The sequence below is a fragment of the Pseudomonas sp. NFACC45 genome, assembly GCF_900113505.1.
Taxonomy (GTDB): Bacteria; Pseudomonadota; Gammaproteobacteria; order Pseudomonadales; family Pseudomonadaceae; genus Aquipseudomonas; species Aquipseudomonas tehranensis.
Genome location: NZ_FOPO01000010.1, coordinates 149,181 through 164,993 on the forward strand (window position 1 = coordinate 149,181; position 15,813 = coordinate 164,993).

16 protein-coding genes are annotated in these 15,813 nt (G+C 57.7%); all 16 read right to left on the minus strand.

Annotated elements, in window-relative coordinates; all coding sequences use genetic code 11:
- Nucleotide 1 precedes the first annotated feature (1 nt).
- On the minus strand, nucleotides 2-973 hold the full coding sequence (locus BM132_RS19175) for a proline dehydrogenase family protein (RefSeq protein ID WP_092457880.1): 972 nt from the start codon (nucleotides 971-973) through the stop codon (nucleotides 2-4).
- 4 nt (nucleotides 974-977) lie between these two features.
- Nucleotides 978-2,042 carry a fatty acid desaturase family protein gene (locus BM132_RS19180; RefSeq protein ID WP_092457883.1) on the minus strand — a complete coding sequence of 355 codons (1,065 nt, stop codon included), beginning with the start codon at nucleotides 2,040-2,042 and terminating at the stop codon, nucleotides 978-980.
- 246 nt (nucleotides 2,043-2,288) lie between these two features.
- Nucleotides 2,289-3,005, minus strand: a complete 717-nt coding sequence (locus BM132_RS19185) for a helix-turn-helix transcriptional regulator (RefSeq protein WP_092457886.1) — start codon at nucleotides 3,003-3,005, stop codon at nucleotides 2,289-2,291.
- 365 nt (nucleotides 3,006-3,370) lie between these two features.
- Nucleotides 3,371-5,203: a glutamine--fructose-6-phosphate transaminase (isomerizing) gene (gene glmS / locus BM132_RS19190; protein ID WP_092457889.1), complete on the minus strand. Its 1,833-nt coding sequence runs from the start codon at nucleotides 5,201-5,203 to the stop codon at nucleotides 3,371-3,373.
- A gap of 1 nt (nucleotide 5,204) precedes the next feature.
- On the minus strand, nucleotides 5,205-5,981 hold the full coding sequence (locus BM132_RS19195; RefSeq protein ID WP_092399607.1) for a DeoR/GlpR family DNA-binding transcription regulator: 777 nt from the start codon (nucleotides 5,979-5,981) through the stop codon (nucleotides 5,205-5,207).
- Between the two features lie 207 nt (nucleotides 5,982-6,188).
- Complete coding sequence (gene glmU, locus BM132_RS19200) at nucleotides 6,189-7,556, minus strand: bifunctional UDP-N-acetylglucosamine diphosphorylase/glucosamine-1-phosphate N-acetyltransferase GlmU (RefSeq protein WP_092399609.1); 1,368 nt, start codon at nucleotides 7,554-7,556, stop codon at nucleotides 6,189-6,191.
- Nucleotides 7,557-7,671: 115 nt separating this feature from the next.
- Entirely contained in the window at nucleotides 7,672-8,097 is a 426-nt protein-coding gene (locus BM132_RS19205; RefSeq protein WP_060739915.1) for a F0F1 ATP synthase subunit epsilon, read from the minus strand.
- A 45-nt stretch (nucleotides 8,098-8,142) separates the two neighbouring features.
- Complete coding sequence (gene atpD / locus BM132_RS19210; RefSeq protein ID WP_092399611.1) at nucleotides 8,143-9,519, minus strand: F0F1 ATP synthase subunit beta; 1,377 nt, start codon at nucleotides 9,517-9,519, stop codon at nucleotides 8,143-8,145.
- A 27-nt stretch (nucleotides 9,520-9,546) separates the two neighbouring features.
- On the minus strand, nucleotides 9,547-10,407 hold the full coding sequence (gene atpG, locus BM132_RS19215; RefSeq protein ID WP_092399613.1) for a F0F1 ATP synthase subunit gamma: 861 nt from the start codon (nucleotides 10,405-10,407) through the stop codon (nucleotides 9,547-9,549).
- A 50-nt stretch (nucleotides 10,408-10,457) separates the two neighbouring features.
- The gene (gene atpA, locus BM132_RS19220) at nucleotides 10,458-12,002 is read right to left on the minus strand and encodes a F0F1 ATP synthase subunit alpha (protein ID WP_025216279.1); all 1,545 of its coding nucleotides are present in this window, start codon (nucleotides 12,000-12,002) and stop codon (nucleotides 10,458-10,460) included.
- A 21-nt stretch (nucleotides 12,003-12,023) separates the two neighbouring features.
- A complete protein-coding gene (locus tag BM132_RS19225; RefSeq protein ID WP_047230096.1) occupies nucleotides 12,024-12,560 on the minus strand; it encodes a F0F1 ATP synthase subunit delta in 537 nt (178 codons plus the stop codon).
- A gap of 12 nt (nucleotides 12,561-12,572) precedes the next feature.
- On the minus strand, nucleotides 12,573-13,046 hold the full coding sequence (locus tag BM132_RS19230; RefSeq protein WP_092399615.1) for a F0F1 ATP synthase subunit B: 474 nt from the start codon (nucleotides 13,044-13,046) through the stop codon (nucleotides 12,573-12,575).
- 58 nt (nucleotides 13,047-13,104) lie between these two features.
- Entirely contained in the window at nucleotides 13,105-13,362 is a 258-nt protein-coding gene (gene atpE, locus BM132_RS19235) for a F0F1 ATP synthase subunit C (protein ID WP_003097235.1), read from the minus strand.
- Nucleotides 13,363-13,494: 132 nt separating this feature from the next.
- On the minus strand, nucleotides 13,495-14,364 hold the full coding sequence (gene atpB / locus BM132_RS19240) for a F0F1 ATP synthase subunit A (protein ID WP_092399617.1): 870 nt from the start codon (nucleotides 14,362-14,364) through the stop codon (nucleotides 13,495-13,497).
- 16 nt (nucleotides 14,365-14,380) lie between these two features.
- The gene (locus BM132_RS19245; RefSeq protein ID WP_047230099.1) at nucleotides 14,381-14,788 is read right to left on the minus strand and encodes a F0F1 ATP synthase subunit I; all 408 of its coding nucleotides are present in this window, start codon (nucleotides 14,786-14,788) and stop codon (nucleotides 14,381-14,383) included.
- 148 nt (nucleotides 14,789-14,936) lie between these two features.
- Nucleotides 14,937-15,809: a ParB/RepB/Spo0J family partition protein gene (locus tag BM132_RS19250; RefSeq protein ID WP_003207098.1), complete on the minus strand. Its 873-nt coding sequence runs from the start codon at nucleotides 15,807-15,809 to the stop codon at nucleotides 14,937-14,939.
- Nucleotides 15,810-15,813: the final 4 nt, after the last annotated feature.

Genomic DNA, 15,813 nt, shown 5'->3' on the forward strand with positions numbered 1-15,813 from the left:
TTCAGTAATGAGTGGCGGTTTCAGAAGCCCGTGGCGAAGCCACGTCATCCAGCGCCAGGAAAATGTTCTGCGGAAACTCAGCCACACGGTGCAGCAGATGCAAGTACCAGTTGGTGCCATACACCGCCGATACCCGGGCCCTGACCTGGCCTTGGTCTTTTACCGCCTTGATCAGTTCAGGGCGCACGCCGTGGAGCATCTCCAGCTCGCCGCGGTCGGCGATGTGGCTGGTGAGGATTTCTTCAATCAGCAACGGGTCCTGGGTCGCGAAAGCAAACTGCCCACGGCCGCCATTGATCCGGTCCAGCAGCCCCAGGTAACGCTCGTTGAGGGCCTCGCCGCGGGGCAAAGCAATCGCGGCAGGCTCAGCATAGACGCCTTTGACCAGGCGCACTTTGCAGCCGGTTTCCAGGACCGCCCCCAGGTCATCCGAGGTTCGGTTCAACTGCGCCTGCAGGGTGATCCCCACGTTGGGGAAGCGCCCGATCAGTTGCAGGAAGATATCGAGGATCGAGTCCGTCCATTGGGAGCGCTCCATACTGATGATCACACCGACATTCTTGTCGGCCGCATAGGTCAGGATCTTCGAGCAGTTCTCGATCGCCAGTTCCCGAGAAATGATAGTGCCGACGTTAGACAGGTCGAACCCCAGTTGAGGTGGTTCGCCGAGCTTGGGATGCTGCACGATCAAGTCGATCAGCTTCAGGTATTCGTCGGTTGCAGTGGTCACTTCGGCCAACGTAGTCGCTTCCTCGCCGACGAACTCGACGCCCGTGCGATAGCCTTTTCCCAACAGGGCAGCCAGCTTGTCGAGCATCTCCAGGCGGTCTTCGGAAATGATGTAGCGAAGGGCTGCAGGCCGCAGGAAATCACGCAGCGTCTCGCTGGCCAGGAACAAGTCACGATAGGTCTTGTTCGCCGCCAGTTTCTTCAGGGCCAGGGTAGCCAGCAAGCTGTTATCAGTAATGTTCATGGCGTTAAACCCCGTAAGCCAGGTTGAGCATGCGACGTGCGAAACTCGAATCGTCGCCTTGATTGGCAATCTTGTGGGCGCGGAACTTGGCCGCGTAACTGAGGAGGGTCTCTTTGTGGCGGCTATGCCGGTCGCGAGTAAAAATACCGGCCCACATGTTGTCCCAGCGCGCGTACTCAGGGTGGGACATCAGCAGCTTATGTGCCTTGCGCATATTCCAATGGGGTATCGACGGGTGCAGGTGGTGCACAAGGTGATAGTTATCGTCATGGCGACCAAAAAAGAAGTTCTCCAGCACGTTGCCTTTACGGTTACGCGTCAGCAAGAGCTTGTCGGTCTCTGCGGCAGGCAGCGGATAATGCTCGGCGAGTTCGATGATCCAGCCTACGGCGACGGCGGTGGTGAATAGCGGTACCAGCCAGAACAGCACCAGTTCAGCGACCACGCCAAACCAGACGGCCACCGCCAGAATCACCGCCCAGTAGGCCCACATCACTCTGCGTTCATTGCGGATGCGGGGGTCCTGGCCCTGGACCCGGTCCTTGACCACATACTTGATGTACTGAAGGGTCCTGTAGCCGGACAGCGCCATCACCACGTTTTTCAAGAAAAACTCATGCTCGCTCTGTTGCAAGTCGTATAAGCCGCATTTGAGATGAAAATTGTAGTCAGGGTCTTTTTCCGGATGCCCCAAGTGCACATGGTGGTTCTTGATGTGCGATGTGCTGTAGGACTGATACAGATGGAAAACCAGGTAGCCCGAGAGAAATGTACCGGCGACCCAGTTGATCGCGCGGTTTTTCGCCAAGACCTTGTGGGTTGACTCGTGTAGCACATTCGTCAGGGCACGTTGGGTGGTACCGATCAGAAATAGCGAAAGCGGATAGAACCAGTAGCTGACACCCAGGGACAGGTAGATGGCAAAGACGATGATTGCATAGTCCTTACCCAGCGCTATGGCCCAGTGATAGTTATCCTTCTTGCACAGATGCTTGAGCATTCCGAAGGTTTCACGGGAAATACCCACAGCGTATTCGCCAGCAGGCTCTTTGTTTTTATCGACCAGCATAATCACTCCATAATTAAGCGGCACGCTGCAACACCAGGCTCATTGCTGGGCTAAGTTTTTCAGGGGTTGCGGCTATTGTTTGTTTGCCTGAGCTAGACCCATCGGCCGCAAAAAAACTAAAGCACCGCTTGATCGCGAACAAGCTGCCCTTTTAGACAGGTAGGGCCAAATTACGCGCGCACTCACACGGCAGCCGGTGAAAATTCACCGGCTGGCGTCGCACTGGCAGATGGGAATGCCTGCTGATCAGGCCTGTTCGCGGATGTAGCCCAGTTGCAAGGCTTTGCAAATTGCGGACTTTCCGTTGGTGACATCCAACTTGCTGAAGATATTCTTCATATGGAACTTGACGGTGCGCGGGCTCATTGAAACCAAGAGCGCTATTTCATTATAGGTCTTGCCCAGGCTGGTCCAGGACAATACCTCCGTTTCCCGAGGCGTGAGTACAGTTTCCTGTAAAACGGGGGGGCGCACGGCTACGTCGCTTTCCAAGGCCTCGTCGTAGACCGAGACCAGCAGCATCTGCAGCTCACTTTTGTTAGCCAGCACTCTCTCGCGAAACTGCTGGTGTTCGCCGAAGCTGCACAGGTTGAGGATGGAATAAAAACCCCGATTGCCATGCACGATAAAACTGGCTCCCTCGCCGACGGGTGCACAGGGCCCCGGCACCGGGACCGCTTCTGCTGCAGGCGCTAGAATGTTTTCATCGCTCCAGAAAAACGGTTTTATGCGGCGCTTGGACAAAGACAGCAATTGACCGCGTTGGTAGAAGTCATCCGCAGAGTCACCGCGGTCCAACGCATCGGGATAATTGGTGATGATTTCCGCTTCATCCAGCGTCGGCCCGCACTGATAGACCTCGAAATGCCCAAGGCCACGCTTGCTCAGCTCAGCATCGAGCAATTGGTGCACGTCGACGGGCTGCACGGGCGCGTTGTTATTGGTTGGACTATCGCTTCGCATGAATATCATCCCTGATAAGTGACAACGGCGGAGACTAGCGATCTGGAGGAGGCGCTTTAATCCTGAAGCACCTCATCAGAGTCGAACCACCCTGTAGGAAATTTCCCATATCAAAGACAAGAATAGAACATGCCCTACCAGCCTTGTCCAGTGCTCCGACAAGGAGCCGAGAGTGGGCAGGCGAGGCCCGTTCTGGTCAGGCGCTCTGCGCTTCGAACACCTCGCGAAACGAGAACGCTCGACGTATAGAGGTGTTTGATGACCAACAACCTCGCTCCGTTTCCACTGAATTCAAACGCGAGGCCGCCAGCCGCTTTCCTGTTCCGTTACGATCGAGCGAGTCGCCCTGTCCCGGTTGCCGAGCTTTACTCCACTGTCACAGACTTCGCCAAGTTACGCGGTTGGTCGACATCAGTGCCCTTGAGCACGGCGACGTAGTACGACAACAACTGCAGCGGGATCGTGTAGAGAATCGGCGACAGGATGTCGTGAATGTGCGGCATGTGCACCACATGAGTACCTTCGCCATTGGTCATGCCGGCCTTCTCGTCAGCAAAGACAATCAGTTGGCCGCCACGAGCGCGCACTTCCTGCAAGTTGGACTTGAGCTTTTCCAGCAGCTCGTTGTTGGGTGCCACGGTGACCACTGGCATGTCGTTGTCCACCAGGGCCAGGGGGCCGTGCTTGAGTTCACCGGCCGGGTAGGCTTCAGCATGGATGTAGGAAATCTCCTTGAGCTTCAAGGCCCCTTCCATCGCCACTGGGAACTGGGCGCCACGGCCCAGGAACAGGGTATGGTTCTTCTCGGCAAACAGCTCGGCGATCTTTTCCACTGTGCTGTCCATGGCCAAGGCTTCGCCCAGGCGGGTCGGCAGGCGGCGCAGTTCTTCTACCAGTGTTGCCTCGACACCCTCACCCAGCGTGCCGCGTACCTGGCCCAGGGACAGGGTTAGCAATAGCAGCCCCACCAATTGCGTGGTGAACGCCTTGGTCGAAGCCACACCGATTTCACGGCCAGCCTGGGTCAGCAGGGTCAGGTCGGATTCGCGTACCAACGAGCTGATGCCCACGTTGCAGATCGCCAGGCTGGCGAGGAAACCCAGCTCCTTGGCGTTACGCAGGGCAGCCAAGGTGTCGGCGGTTTCACCGGACTGGGAAATGGTCACGAACAGGGTGTCGGGTTGCACCACCACTTTGCGGTAACGGAATTCGCTGGCGACTTCGACCTGGCACGGAATACCGGCCAACTCTTCCAGCCAGTAACGAGCAACCATCCCGGCGTGGTAGCTGGTGCCGCAGGCAACGATCTGCACGTTGCGAACCTTGGCGAACAGCTCGGCGGCCTGTGGCCCGAACGCCTGGACCAGCACCTGGCTCTGGCTCATGCGGCCTTCCAGGGTGCGTTGCACCACAGCCGGTTGTTCGTGGATTTCCTTGAGCATGAAGTGGCGGAACTCGCCCTTGTCGGCGGCTTCGGCGCCGTCACGGTATTGAACAGTCTCACGCTCCACGGCTTTGCCGTCGATGTCCCAGATCTGCACGCTGTCGCGGCGAATTTCGGCGATATCGCCCTCTTCCAAGTACATGAAGCGGTCAGTGACCTGACGCAGTGCCAACTGATCGGAAGCCAGGAAATTTTCCCCAAGGCCCAGACCGATCACCAACGGGCTACCGCTGCGGGCGGCTACCAGACGATCCGGCTGCTTGGCGCTGATCACCGCCAAGCCATAGGCACCGTGCAGTTCCTTGACGGTGGCCTTGAGCGCCGCAGCCAGGTCCATCAGGTCTTTAAGCTTATGATTCAGCAGATGGGCGATCACTTCGGTGTCAGTGTCGGAGGTGAATACGTAGCCGAGTGCCTTGAGTTGCTCACGTAGCGCTTCGTGATTCTCGATAATGCCGTTGTGCACGACCGCCAGGTTGTCGGAGAAATGCGGGTGGGCGTTACGCTCGCACGGCGCGCCATGAGTGGCCCAGCGGGTGTGGGCAATGCCCAGGCGCCCCACCAGCGGCTCGGCGTCCAGCGCTTGCTCCAGTTCACTGACTTTGCCTGGGCGTCGCATGCGCTCAAGCTTCTTGTCGTTGGTAAACACCGCCACACCGGCGCTGTCATAACCGCGGTATTCGAGGCGCTTGAGGCCTTCGAGCAAGATTGCAGTAATGTTGCGTTCAGCAACGGCGCCGACAATTCCACACATGCTATTTCTCCTGGCTGACAGACGCGCAGATCACATGGATCCCACGGGCCTGAATCTGATCGCGGGCCTCCACGGGCAGGCGATCATCGGTAATGAGGGTATGGACGCTGCTCCACGGCAGTTCCAGGTTGGGGATTTTTCGGCCGATCTTGTCGGCCTCCACCATCACGATCACTTCGCGGGCAACCTCAGCCATCACACGGCTCAGGCCCAGCAGTTCGTTAAAGGTGGTGGTGCCTCGGACCAGATCGATCCCGTCGGCACCGATAAACAACTGGTCGAAATCGTAGGAGCGCAGGACCTGCTCCGCGACCTGGCCCTGGAACGACTCGGAATGAGGATCCCAGGTGCCACCGGTCATCAACAGCACCGGTTCATGCTCCAGCTCGCTCAGGGCACTGGCGACATGCAGAGAATTGGTCATCACCACCAACCCCGGTTGCAGTCCAAGCTGAGGAATCATTGCCGCGGTGGTGCTGCCGCTGTCGATGATGATCCGCGCATGTTCGCGGACCCGCTTCACGGCGGCCCGGGCAATGGCTTGTTTGTATTTGGAGACGGCTTGCCCGTTATCGGCGACCAGTTCCTGCGGCATGGGCACCGCGCCACCGTAACGACGTAGCAGCAAACCATTGGTTTCCAACGCGGCGAGATCCTTGCGAATCGTAACTTCCGAGGTTTCGAAGCGCTTGGCCAACTCATCAACACTGACTTCGCCCTGCTCTTGAAGCAAGGCAAGGATGTTGTGGCGGCGCTGTGGTGTGTTGCGCTTGGACATAAGGATAAGTTTCGATTCGAAAGATAACGTAAGTAATCAAAACCTATTGCAGCGAAATCGTCAAGGCGAGGGAAGAAAAATTCAGAAATCATAAACACAATGTGGGAGCGGGCTTGCTCGCGAAAGCGGCGTGTCAGGCGGGTACTGCTTTACCTGATACACCACTTTCGCGAGCAAGCCCGCTGCCACAGAGGATGTGTGGATAACTTAGCTTTTCTTGATCTTTACCGGGCGCTTCCAGCCATCGATGTTGCGCTGCCGCGCACGGGCCACAGCCAGTTGGGACTTATCCACATCCTGATTGATGGTTGAACCTGCTGCGGTATTTGATCCATCACCGATGGTCACCGGTGCAACCAGCGAATTATTGGAGCCGATGAACACGTCCTCACCAATAGTCGTCTGATACTTATTGGCACCGTCGTAATTGCAGGTGATGGTGCCGGCGCCAATGTTGGTGCGTGCACCGATTTCAGCGTCACCCAGATAGGTCAGGTGACCGGCCTTGGCGCCTTCGCCCATGTGGGCATTCTTGAGCTCGACGAAGTTACCCACATGGGCGCGGGCTTCCAGCACGGTACCCGGACGCAGGCGAGCAAATGGGCCAGCGTCGCTGCCTTCGCCCATCACGGCGCCCTCGAGGTGACTGTTGGCCTTGATCACCACTCCTTTGCGCAGGGTGCTGTCCTTGATCACACAGTTCGGGCCAATGACCACGTCGTCCTCAATGATGACCTTGCCTTCGAGGATAACGTTGATGTCGATGACCACATCGCGGCCGACGCTGACTTCACCGCGCACGTCGAAACGGGCCGGGTCGCGCAGGGTCACGCCCTGCGCCATCAGGCGGCGGGCGGCGCGCAATTGATAGTGACGCTCCAGTTCAGCCAGTTGCCGGCGATCGTTGGCGCCCTGCACTTCCATGGCATCCAGCGGCTGCTCGGTGGCGACCACCAGCCCATCGTTGACAGCCATGGCAATCACATCGGTCAGGTAGTACTCGCCCTGGGCATTGTTGTTCGACAAACGACTCATCCAGTCGCCCAGTCGCTCAGCCGGCACGGCAAGGATCCCGGTGTTGCCTTCGGTGATCGCGCGCTGGGTTTCGTTGGCGTCCTTTTGCTCGACAATCGCTGTTACCTGGCCGTCGGCGTTGCGCACAATGCGGCCGTAACCAGTGGGGTCGTCCAGCTCGACGGTCAACAGGCCCAATTGCTGGGGAGCAGCGTGCTTGAGCAGACGCTGCAAGGTATCGACTTCAATCAGCGGAACGTCGCCGTAGAGAATCAGTACCGTATCAGCGGTAATAAATGGCACCGCCTGGGCCACCGCGTGGCCGGTCCCCAGTTGTTTATCCTGCAGGACAAAATTAAGGTCATCCGCCGCCAGGCGCTCACGCACAGCATCCGCCCCGTGGCCGATCACCACGTGAATGCGCTGTGGATCAAGTTGCCGGGCGCTGTGGATAACATGACCGAGCATGGAGTTGCCGGCCACCGGGTGCAATACCTTGGGCAGCGCCGAACGCATGCGAGTGCCTTGACCCGCCGCGAGGATAACGATTTCGAGAGACATGACTGGCTACCAATCCTGGGTGGTCAGCGGCTGCGACCAGATGATAAGTATCGGGAAAAGAAAAAAGGGTAGCCGAGGCTACCCTTTTTAATCAATCGCACAGAAAGCAGACGGCTTAGCCGCCGAACTTCTTGCGGATCTGCTGGACGGTGCGCAGCTGAGCTGCGGCCTCGGCCAGACGTGCGGCAGCAGAACCGTAGTCGAACTCCGCGCCCCGCTCGTGCAAAGCCTTCTCGGCAGCCTTGACGGCTTCCTGAGCAGAGGCCTCGTCCAGGTCGGCGGCACGTTGCACGGTGTCGGCAAGGACCTTGACCATGTTCGGCTGAACCTCGAGGAAACCGCCGGAGATGTAGAACACCTCCCTTTCCCCGCCCTGCTTGGTCAGAGTAATCGGACCTGGCTTCAAGCTGGTGATCAGCGGTGCGTGACCCAGGGCGATACCAAGATCACCCAGCTCACCGTGCGCAACCACAAACTCGACCAGACCGGAGAAGATTTCCCCTTCCGCACTGACGATATCGCAATGGACTGTCATAGCCATCTGATTGCCTCAACCTAAATTAGCGCCCGTTGCCGGGCGCCGGGATTACAGTTTCTTGGCTTTCTCGATCGCTTCTTCGATGCCGCCGACCATGTAGAACGCTTGTTCTGGCAGGTGGTCGTAGTCACCGTTGAGGATGCCTTTGAAGCCAGCAATGGTGTCTTTCAGGGAAACGTATTTACCCGAGGCACCGGTGAAGACTTCAGCCACGAAGAACGGCTGCGACAAGAAGCGCTGGATCTTACGAGCGCGGGATACCAACTGCTTGTCGGTTTCCGACAGCTCGTCCATACCCAGGATCGCAATGATGTCCTTCAGCTCTTTGTAGCGCTGCAGCACATACTGAACGCCGCGAGCGGTGTCGTAGTGCTCTTGGCCGATCACGTTCGGGTCCAGCTGACGCGAAGTCGAATCCAGTGGATCTACCGCTGGGTAGATACCCAGGGAAGCGATGTCACGGGACAGAACGACGGTGGCGTCCAAGTGGGCGAAGGTGGTCGCTGGCGACGGGTCGGTCAAGTCGTCCGCCGGTACGTATACCGCCTGGATCGAGGTGATCGAACCTTCCTTGGTCGAAGTGATACGTTCTTGCAGAACGCCCATCTCTTCAGCCAGGGTCGGCTGGTAACCTACTGCCGAAGGCATACGGCCCAGCAGTGCGGATACTTCAGTACCGGCCAGGGTGTAACGGTAGATGTTGTCGACGAACAACAGTACGTCGTTACCTTCGTCACGGAACTTCTCGGCCATGGTCAGGCCGGTCAGAGCTACGCGCAGACGGTTTCCCGGCGGCTCGTTCATCTGACCGTAAACCAGTGCCACTTTGTCCAGAACGTTGGAATCCTTCATCTCGTGGTAGAAGTCGTTACCCTCACGAGTACGCTCACCCACACCGGCGAACACGGAATAACCGCTGTGCTCGATGGCGATGTTACGGATCAGTTCCATCATGTTTACGGTCTTGCCCACACCGGCACCACCGAACAGACCGACTTTACCGCCCTTGGCGAACGGGCAAACCAGGTCGATAACCTTGATGCCGGTTTCCAGCAGGTCGTTGCCGCCTGCCTGTTCAGCGAAGGATGGCGCAGGACGGTGAATGCCCCAGCGCTCTTCGGTGGCGATCGGGCCAGCTTCGTCGATCGGGTTGCCCAGTACGTCCATGATCCGGCCCAGGGTCGCTTTACCGACCGGTACGGAGATGGCAGCGCCAGAGTCGATCACGTCCAGACCGCGCTTCAAGCCTTCGGTGGAACCCATCGCAATGGTACGAACCACGCCGTCGCCCAGCTGCTGCTGAACTTCCAGAGTGGTTTCCGCGCCTTGTACTTTCAGCGCGTTGTAGATGCTCGGTACGCTGTCGCGTGGAAATTCCACGTCGATAACGGCGCCGATGATTTGAACGATACGTCCGCTACTCATAGCTGGATCCTCTGAATATTTGAACCGTTAAACCGCGGCAGCGCCGCCGACGATTTCCGAGATCTCTTGGGTGATCGCAGCCTGACGCGCCTTGTTGTAGATCAGCTGCAAATCACTGATCAGATCACCGGCGTTGTCGGTAGCGTTCTTCATCGCGATCATCCGCGCCGCTTGTTCAGCTGCGTTGTTCTCGACCACCGCCTGGTAAACCTGCGACTCCACGTAGCGGACCATCAAGCCGTCAAGCAGCTCTTTGGCATCCGGTTCGTAGAGGTAGTCCCAGTGGTGCTTGAGTTCCTGTTCCGGGGTCGCCACCAGTGGAATCAACTGCTCCACGGTAGGCTGTTGCGTCATGGTGTTGATGAACTTGTTGGATACCACGGACAGGCGGTCAATACGGCCTTCCAGGTAAGCATCCAGCATCACCTTGACGCTGCCGATCAGATCATTGATCGACGGCTCTTCACCCAGGTGGCTGATAGCTGCAACGACGTTACCGCCGAAGTTGCGGAAAAAAGCCGCACCCTTGCTACCAATCACGCACAGATCGATCTCGACGCCTTGTTCACGGTTTACAGCCATGTCCTTGACCAGGGCCTTGAACAGGTTGGTGTTCAAGCCACCGCACAGACCACGGTCACTGCTCACCACAACGTAACCGACGCGCTTGATGGCGCGCTCGATCATGAACGGGTGGCGATATTCCGGGTTGGCGTTGGCCAGATGACCAATTACCTGGCGGATGCGCTCCGCGTAGGGACGGCTAGCAGCCATGCGCATTTGTGCCTTGCGCATTTTGCTGACCGCCACTTTTTCCATGGCGCTGGTAATCTTTTGCGTGCTTTTGATGCTCGCAATCTTACTGCGAATCTCTTTTGCGCCTGCCATGTAACACCTATCAGGTTAGCAAGCGGGAGCCTTGCGACTCCCGCTGCGGCTTACCAGGTTTGGGTGGCCTTGAACTTCTCGATACCGGCTTTCATGCCAGCGTCGATTTCGTCATTGAAGTCACCCTTCACGTTGATCTTCGCCATCAAATCGGCGTGATCGCGGTTGAAGTAAGCAATCAGCGCTTGTTCAAAGCTGCCGACCTTGGCGATTTCGACGTCAGTCAGGAACCCACGTTCAGCGGCATACAGCGACAACGCCATGTCAGCAATCGACATCGGAGCGTATTGCTTCTGCTTCATCAGCTCGGTAACGCGCTGACCATGCTCAAGTTGCTTACGGGTCGCTTCGTCCAGGTCAGACGCGAATTGGGCGAATGCCGCCAGTTCACGGTACTGAGCCAGAGCGGTACGGATACCACCGGAGAGCTTCTTGATGATCTTGGTCTGAGCGGCACCACCCACACGGGATACCGAAACACCGGCGTTCACAGCAGGACGGATCCCGGAGTTGAACATGGCCGATTCCAGGAAGATCTGACCGTCGGTGATGGAAATCACGTTGGTCGGAACGAACGCGGAAACGTCGCCAGCCTGGGTTTCGATGATCGGCAGTGCGGTCAGGGAACCGGTTTTGCCGGTCACTGCGCCGTTGGTGAACTTCTCTACGTACTCTTCCGAAACGCGGGATGCGCGCTCCAGCAGACGGGAGTGGAGATAGAACACGTCGCCTGGGTAAGCTTCACGGCCTGGTGGACGGCGCAGCAGCAGGGAGATCTGGCGGTAAGCCACTGCCTGCTTGGACAGATCGTCATAAACGATCAGCGCGTCTTCACCGCGGTCGCGGAAGTATTCGCCCATGGTGCAACCGGAGTACGGTGCCAGGAACTGCAGCGCAGGAGATTCCGAAGCACTGGCAGCCACGATGATCGTGTTGGCCAGGGCGCCGTTTTCTTCCAGCTTGCGAACCACGTTGGCGATGGTCGATTGCTTCTGACCGATTGCCACGTAGACGCAGAAAATGCCGCTGTTCTTCTGGTTGATGATCGCGTCGATTGCCAGAGCGGTCTTACCGATCTGACGGTCACCAATGATCAGCTCACGCTGGCCACGGCCGACAGGGATCATGGCATCGACAGCCTTGTAGCCAGTCTGTACAGGCTGGTCTACCGACTTACGCCAGATCACGCCTGGAGCAACTTTCTCGACCGCATCGGTCTCGGTGTTGTTCAGCGGACCTTTGCCGTCAACTGGGTTACCCAGTGCGTCGACTACGCGACCCAGCAGTTCCTTACCAACCGGAACTTCGAGGATGCGGCCGGTGCACTTGGCGCTCATGCCTTCAGCCAGAGACGTGTACGCGCCCAATACCACGGCACCTACAGAGTCTTGCTCCAGGTTGAGGGCCATACCGTAGACGCCGCCCGGAAACTCGATCATTTCGCCGTACATGACGTCGGCCAGACCGTGAATCCGCACGATGCCGTCAGATACGCTGACGACAGTGCCTTCGTTACGGGCTTGGGAGGTCACATCGAGCTTGTCGATGCGGCCCTTGATAATTTCACTTATTTCGGAAGGATTGAGTTGCTGCATTGCTCTGCTGCCCCTTCAAACTCAAGATTTCAATGCTTCGGCAAGTTTCGCGATTTTGCCGCGAATCGAGCCATCGATAACCAGGTCACCGGCGCGGATAACGACACCACCAATCAAGGCAGGGTCTTCCGTAACGTCCAGACGCACTTCCCGGTTGAGTCGTGCACTGAGAACCTTGGCGAGTTTGTCTTGCTGTTCTTGGTTCAATGCAAAAGCACTGGTCACTTCCACGTCTACCGACTTCTCTTGCTCGGCCTTGTACAGGTCGAAAAGAGCGGCGATCTCCGGCAGAAGCGGGAGACGGTCGTTTTCGGCAACGACGTGAATGAAATTCTGTGCCTTGGCATCGAACTTGTCGCCGCACACGTCAATGAACGTGGCGGCCTTTTCTGCGCTCGTCAGTCGCGGGGCCTTGAGCACGCGCTGCATGGTGTCGTCTTGTGACACCGCTGCTGCCAGGCCGAGCATGGCTGACCAATTGGCCAGTTGCTGGTGGGCCTGAGCGTGCTCGAAGGCCGCCTTAGCGTAAGGTCGGGCCAACGTGGTCAGTTCTGCCATGATCGCCCTCGCTTAGATGATTTCGCGAGCCAGTTTGTCAACCAGCCCTGCGTGCGCGTTTTGATCGATTGTGGCACCCAGGATCTTCGAAGCACCGCTAACGGCCAGGCTACCCACTTGGGCACGCAGGGCGTCTTTGACACTGTTCAGTTCCTGTTCGATCTCGGCTTGAGCCTGAGCCTTCACACGGTCAGCTTCGACGCGAGCCTGTTCACGGGCTTCGTCGACAATCTGGGTACCGCGTTTCTTGGCTTGCTCGATGATTTCAGCTGCCTGAGCTTTCGCTTCGCGCAGTTGCTGACCCACTTTCTCATGGGCCAACTCCAGGTCGCGAGCTGCACGGCTGGCAGCGTCCAGACCATCCGCGATCTTCTTTTGACGTTCGTGCAATGCCGCAATGACCGGAGGCCATACGAACTTCATGCAGAACAGTACAAAAATCAGGAACGCAACGGACTGGCCAATCAGGGTCGCATTAATGTTCACGCCAACACCTCGCAGTTACGTTGTCCATCACACCAATCTACTCGAGACATCCGAGTAATCAGCCAGCGATTTGACCAACGAACGGGTTCGCAAAGGTGAAGAACAGAGCGATACCAACACCGATCATGGTCACGGCGTCGAGCAGACCAGCCACGATGAACATTTTAACTTGCAGCATTGGAACCATTTCTGGCTGACGCGCGGCGCCTTCCAGGAACTTGCCGCCCAGCAGGCCGAAACCAATTGCGGTACCCAGTGCGCCCAGGCCGATCAACAGTGCAACAGCGATAGCGGTTAGACCAACTACAGTTTCCATCTTTCCTCCCGACTTTTACGTCGTATGGTTTAGGTTTTTTAGATTAAAGCGGTAAAACAAATCGTTTCATCAAGCCCGTTCGGGCCCCTTCCCGTGTGACCGGGAAGGACATCAGACTAGTCGAGACTGGCCTTAATGGTTTTCTTCGTGCGCCATCGACAGGTAGACGATGGTCAGCATCATGAAGATGAACGCCTGCAGGGTGATGATCAGGATGTGGAACACAGCCCACGCCCACTGCAGAACTACACCCAGGCCGCTGAGCCAGAGCAGACCGCTGCCGAACATCACGGCGATCAGGATGAACACCAGCTCGCCGGCATACATGTTGCCGAACAGACGCAGGGCCAGGGAGATCGGTTTGGCGATCAGGGTCACGAACTCCAGAAGGAAGTTCACCGGGATCAGCAGGGCCTGAACGAAAATGTTCTTGCTGCCGAACGGGTGCAGGGTCAGTTCGCCGATGAAACCGCCGATGCCCTTGACCTTGATGCTGTAGAAAATGATCAGTGCGAAAACCGAGAACGCCATGCCCAGGGTCGCGTTCGGGTCGGTAGTCGACACGGCGCGGAACGGGATGTGCGAATCGCCGGAGATCAGGATGGCCAGCTGAGGAATCCAGTCGACCGGTACCAGGTCGATGGCGTTCATCAGGAACACCCAGACGAAGATGGTCAGTGCCAGCGGTGCGATTACCGGGCTACGGCCATGGAAGCTGTCTTTCACGCTGCCATCGACGAATTCGACCAATACTTCAACGAAGTTCTGCAGTGCACCAGGCTGACCGGAAGTCGCCTTCTTCGCCGCCATGCGGAAAAGAAGCACGAAGATCAGACCCAGTGCGACCGACCAGCCGAGGGTATCGACGTGGAAGGCCCAGAAGCCCATTTCCTTGGCTTCTGCTGCGGTGTGAGCAAAGCCCCAGCCGCCATTGGGTAGCTGCCCGAAGGTCAGGTTCTGCAAGTGGTGCTGGATATAGCCCGAAGCGGTTGTCTCTGCCATGGTTGCCTCAAACGCCCTAAGGTCTCGAAAGTCTTGTTCTCATTAGCAGGGGAGCGAACCAGCTAACCAGTTGGGTCAGCACGAAGACGCTGAATACAGCCAGCGGCGCCAGTGGCTTCACACCTGCGAACGTCAATGCAAACAGCACTGCCGTCAAAATCAGTTTCCCCGCCTCACCGGCATAAAAAGACCGGACGATGGCTTGGGCTGCTCGGGCGCCGGAAAACCGAAATGCCCTGTGAGCGAAATAAATATTGGGAAGCAAGGCTATCAGGCCTCCGCAAAGCCCTGAGTATCCGGCGACGACTCCCTTCCATTGCCAGAGCGCCAAAGCAGCGATCAGTACAACGACGAATTGGGTCATCAACACCGGGAAAACAGCCAGACGATGGAACGGCAAGCGGTTTGGCGTGCGTGTTTCCATCGCTTTTGCTCTCCAATGATCGGCCGCCATAATTCAATAACTTGGCATAATTTGTGCCGACAAAATGCGCGCAGAGTATAGGGGCGGTTCTGCCCCTATTCAACTGCCAGGTAGTGATTTCCGACTGCGCGCTACAAGAGCAATTGTTTCAGCGAATGTGCGCAAGGACACCTTGCAGCTCATCGAGGGAGTTATAACCGATCACCAATTGCCCTTTGCCCTTCTTGCCGTGGCGAATCTGCACCGCAGAGCCTAGGCGCTCGGCCAGGCGCTGTTCCAGGCGTGCGATATCCGGATCGGTTTTCGGTGCTTCGACAGGGGCCGGTTTACCACTGAGCCACTGACGAACCAGTGCCTCGGTCTGGCGCACGGTCAGACCTCGTGCGACAACGTGTCGCGCCCCTTCAACCTGTTGATTTTCCGGCAAACCGAGCAATGCCCGGGCGTGCCCCATCTCCAGATCACCATGGGACAGCATGGTCTTGATGACTTCCGGCAACGCAATCAGGCGCAACAGGTTAGCCACGGTCACGCGGGATTTACCTACCGCCTCGGCGACCTGCTGTTGAGTCAACTGGAATTCCTGCTGCAAACGCTGCAGGGCCACAGCCTCTTCGATCGGGTTGAGGTCTTCGCGCTGGATATTCTCGATCAGCGCCATGGCGATGGCGGTTTCATCCGGTACATCGCGGACCATCGCCGGAATGGTTTCCTGGCCGGCCTGCTGGCTGGCGCGCCAGCGGCGTTCGCCGGCGATGATCTCGAAGCGCCCGTTGGCGATCGGCCGAACCACAATCGGCTGCATCACGCCCTGGCTCTTGATCGACTGGGCGAGCTCTTCCAGCGCCTGCGGATCCATGTCCCGACGCGGCTGATACTTGCCGCGCTGGATCAGGTCCAGGGGCAAGTGTTGCAGCTCGCGCTGATCGACTTGTACGGCCTGCTCTTCCAGCGAACTGACAGTGGGACCACTGAGCAGTGCATCCAGTCCACGTCCGAGACCTCGTTTCTTGACGGCCATGGGG

Excerpts from the sequence above, each read along its gene's own strand:
- BM132_RS19175 (WP_092457880.1), bottom strand. The coding sequence starts at position 973 with ATGAACATTACTGATAACAGCTTGCTGGCTACCCTGGCCCTGAAGAAA.
- BM132_RS19180 (WP_092457883.1), bottom strand. The coding sequence starts at position 2,042 with ATGCTGGTCGATAAAAACAAAGAGCCTGCTGGCGAATACGCTGTGGGT.
- BM132_RS19185 (WP_092457886.1), bottom strand. The coding sequence starts at position 3,005 with ATGCGAAGCGATAGTCCAACCAATAACAACGCGCCCGTGCAGCCCGTC.
- glmS (WP_092457889.1), bottom strand. The coding sequence starts at position 5,203 with ATGTGTGGAATTGTCGGCGCCGTTGCTGAACGCAACATTACTGCAATC.
- BM132_RS19195 (WP_092399607.1), bottom strand. The coding sequence starts at position 5,981 with ATGTCCAAGCGCAACACACCACAGCGCCGCCACAACATCCTTGCCTTG.
- glmU (WP_092399609.1), bottom strand. The coding sequence starts at position 7,556 with ATGTCTCTCGAAATCGTTATCCTCGCGGCGGGTCAAGGCACTCGCATG.
- BM132_RS19205 (WP_060739915.1), bottom strand. The coding sequence starts at position 8,097 with ATGGCTATGACAGTCCATTGCGATATCGTCAGTGCGGAAGGGGAAATC.
- atpD (WP_092399611.1), bottom strand. The coding sequence starts at position 9,519 with ATGAGTAGCGGACGTATCGTTCAAATCATCGGCGCCGTTATCGACGTG.
- atpG (WP_092399613.1), bottom strand. The coding sequence starts at position 10,407 with ATGGCAGGCGCAAAAGAGATTCGCAGTAAGATTGCGAGCATCAAAAGC.
- atpA (WP_025216279.1), bottom strand. The coding sequence starts at position 12,002 with ATGCAGCAACTCAATCCTTCCGAAATAAGTGAAATTATCAAGGGCCGC.
- BM132_RS19225 (WP_047230096.1), bottom strand. The coding sequence starts at position 12,560 with ATGGCAGAACTGACCACGTTGGCCCGACCTTACGCTAAGGCGGCCTTC.
- atpE (WP_003097235.1), bottom strand. The coding sequence starts at position 13,362 with ATGGAAACTGTAGTTGGTCTAACCGCTATCGCTGTTGCACTGTTGATC.
- atpB (WP_092399617.1), bottom strand. The coding sequence starts at position 14,364 with ATGGCAGAGACAACCGCTTCGGGCTATATCCAGCACCACTTGCAGAAC.
- BM132_RS19245 (WP_047230099.1), bottom strand. The coding sequence starts at position 14,788 with ATGGAAACACGCACGCCAAACCGCTTGCCGTTCCATCGTCTGGCTGTT.
- BM132_RS19250 (WP_003207098.1), bottom strand. The coding sequence starts at position 15,809 with ATGGCCGTCAAGAAACGAGGTCTCGGACGTGGACTGGATGCACTGCTC.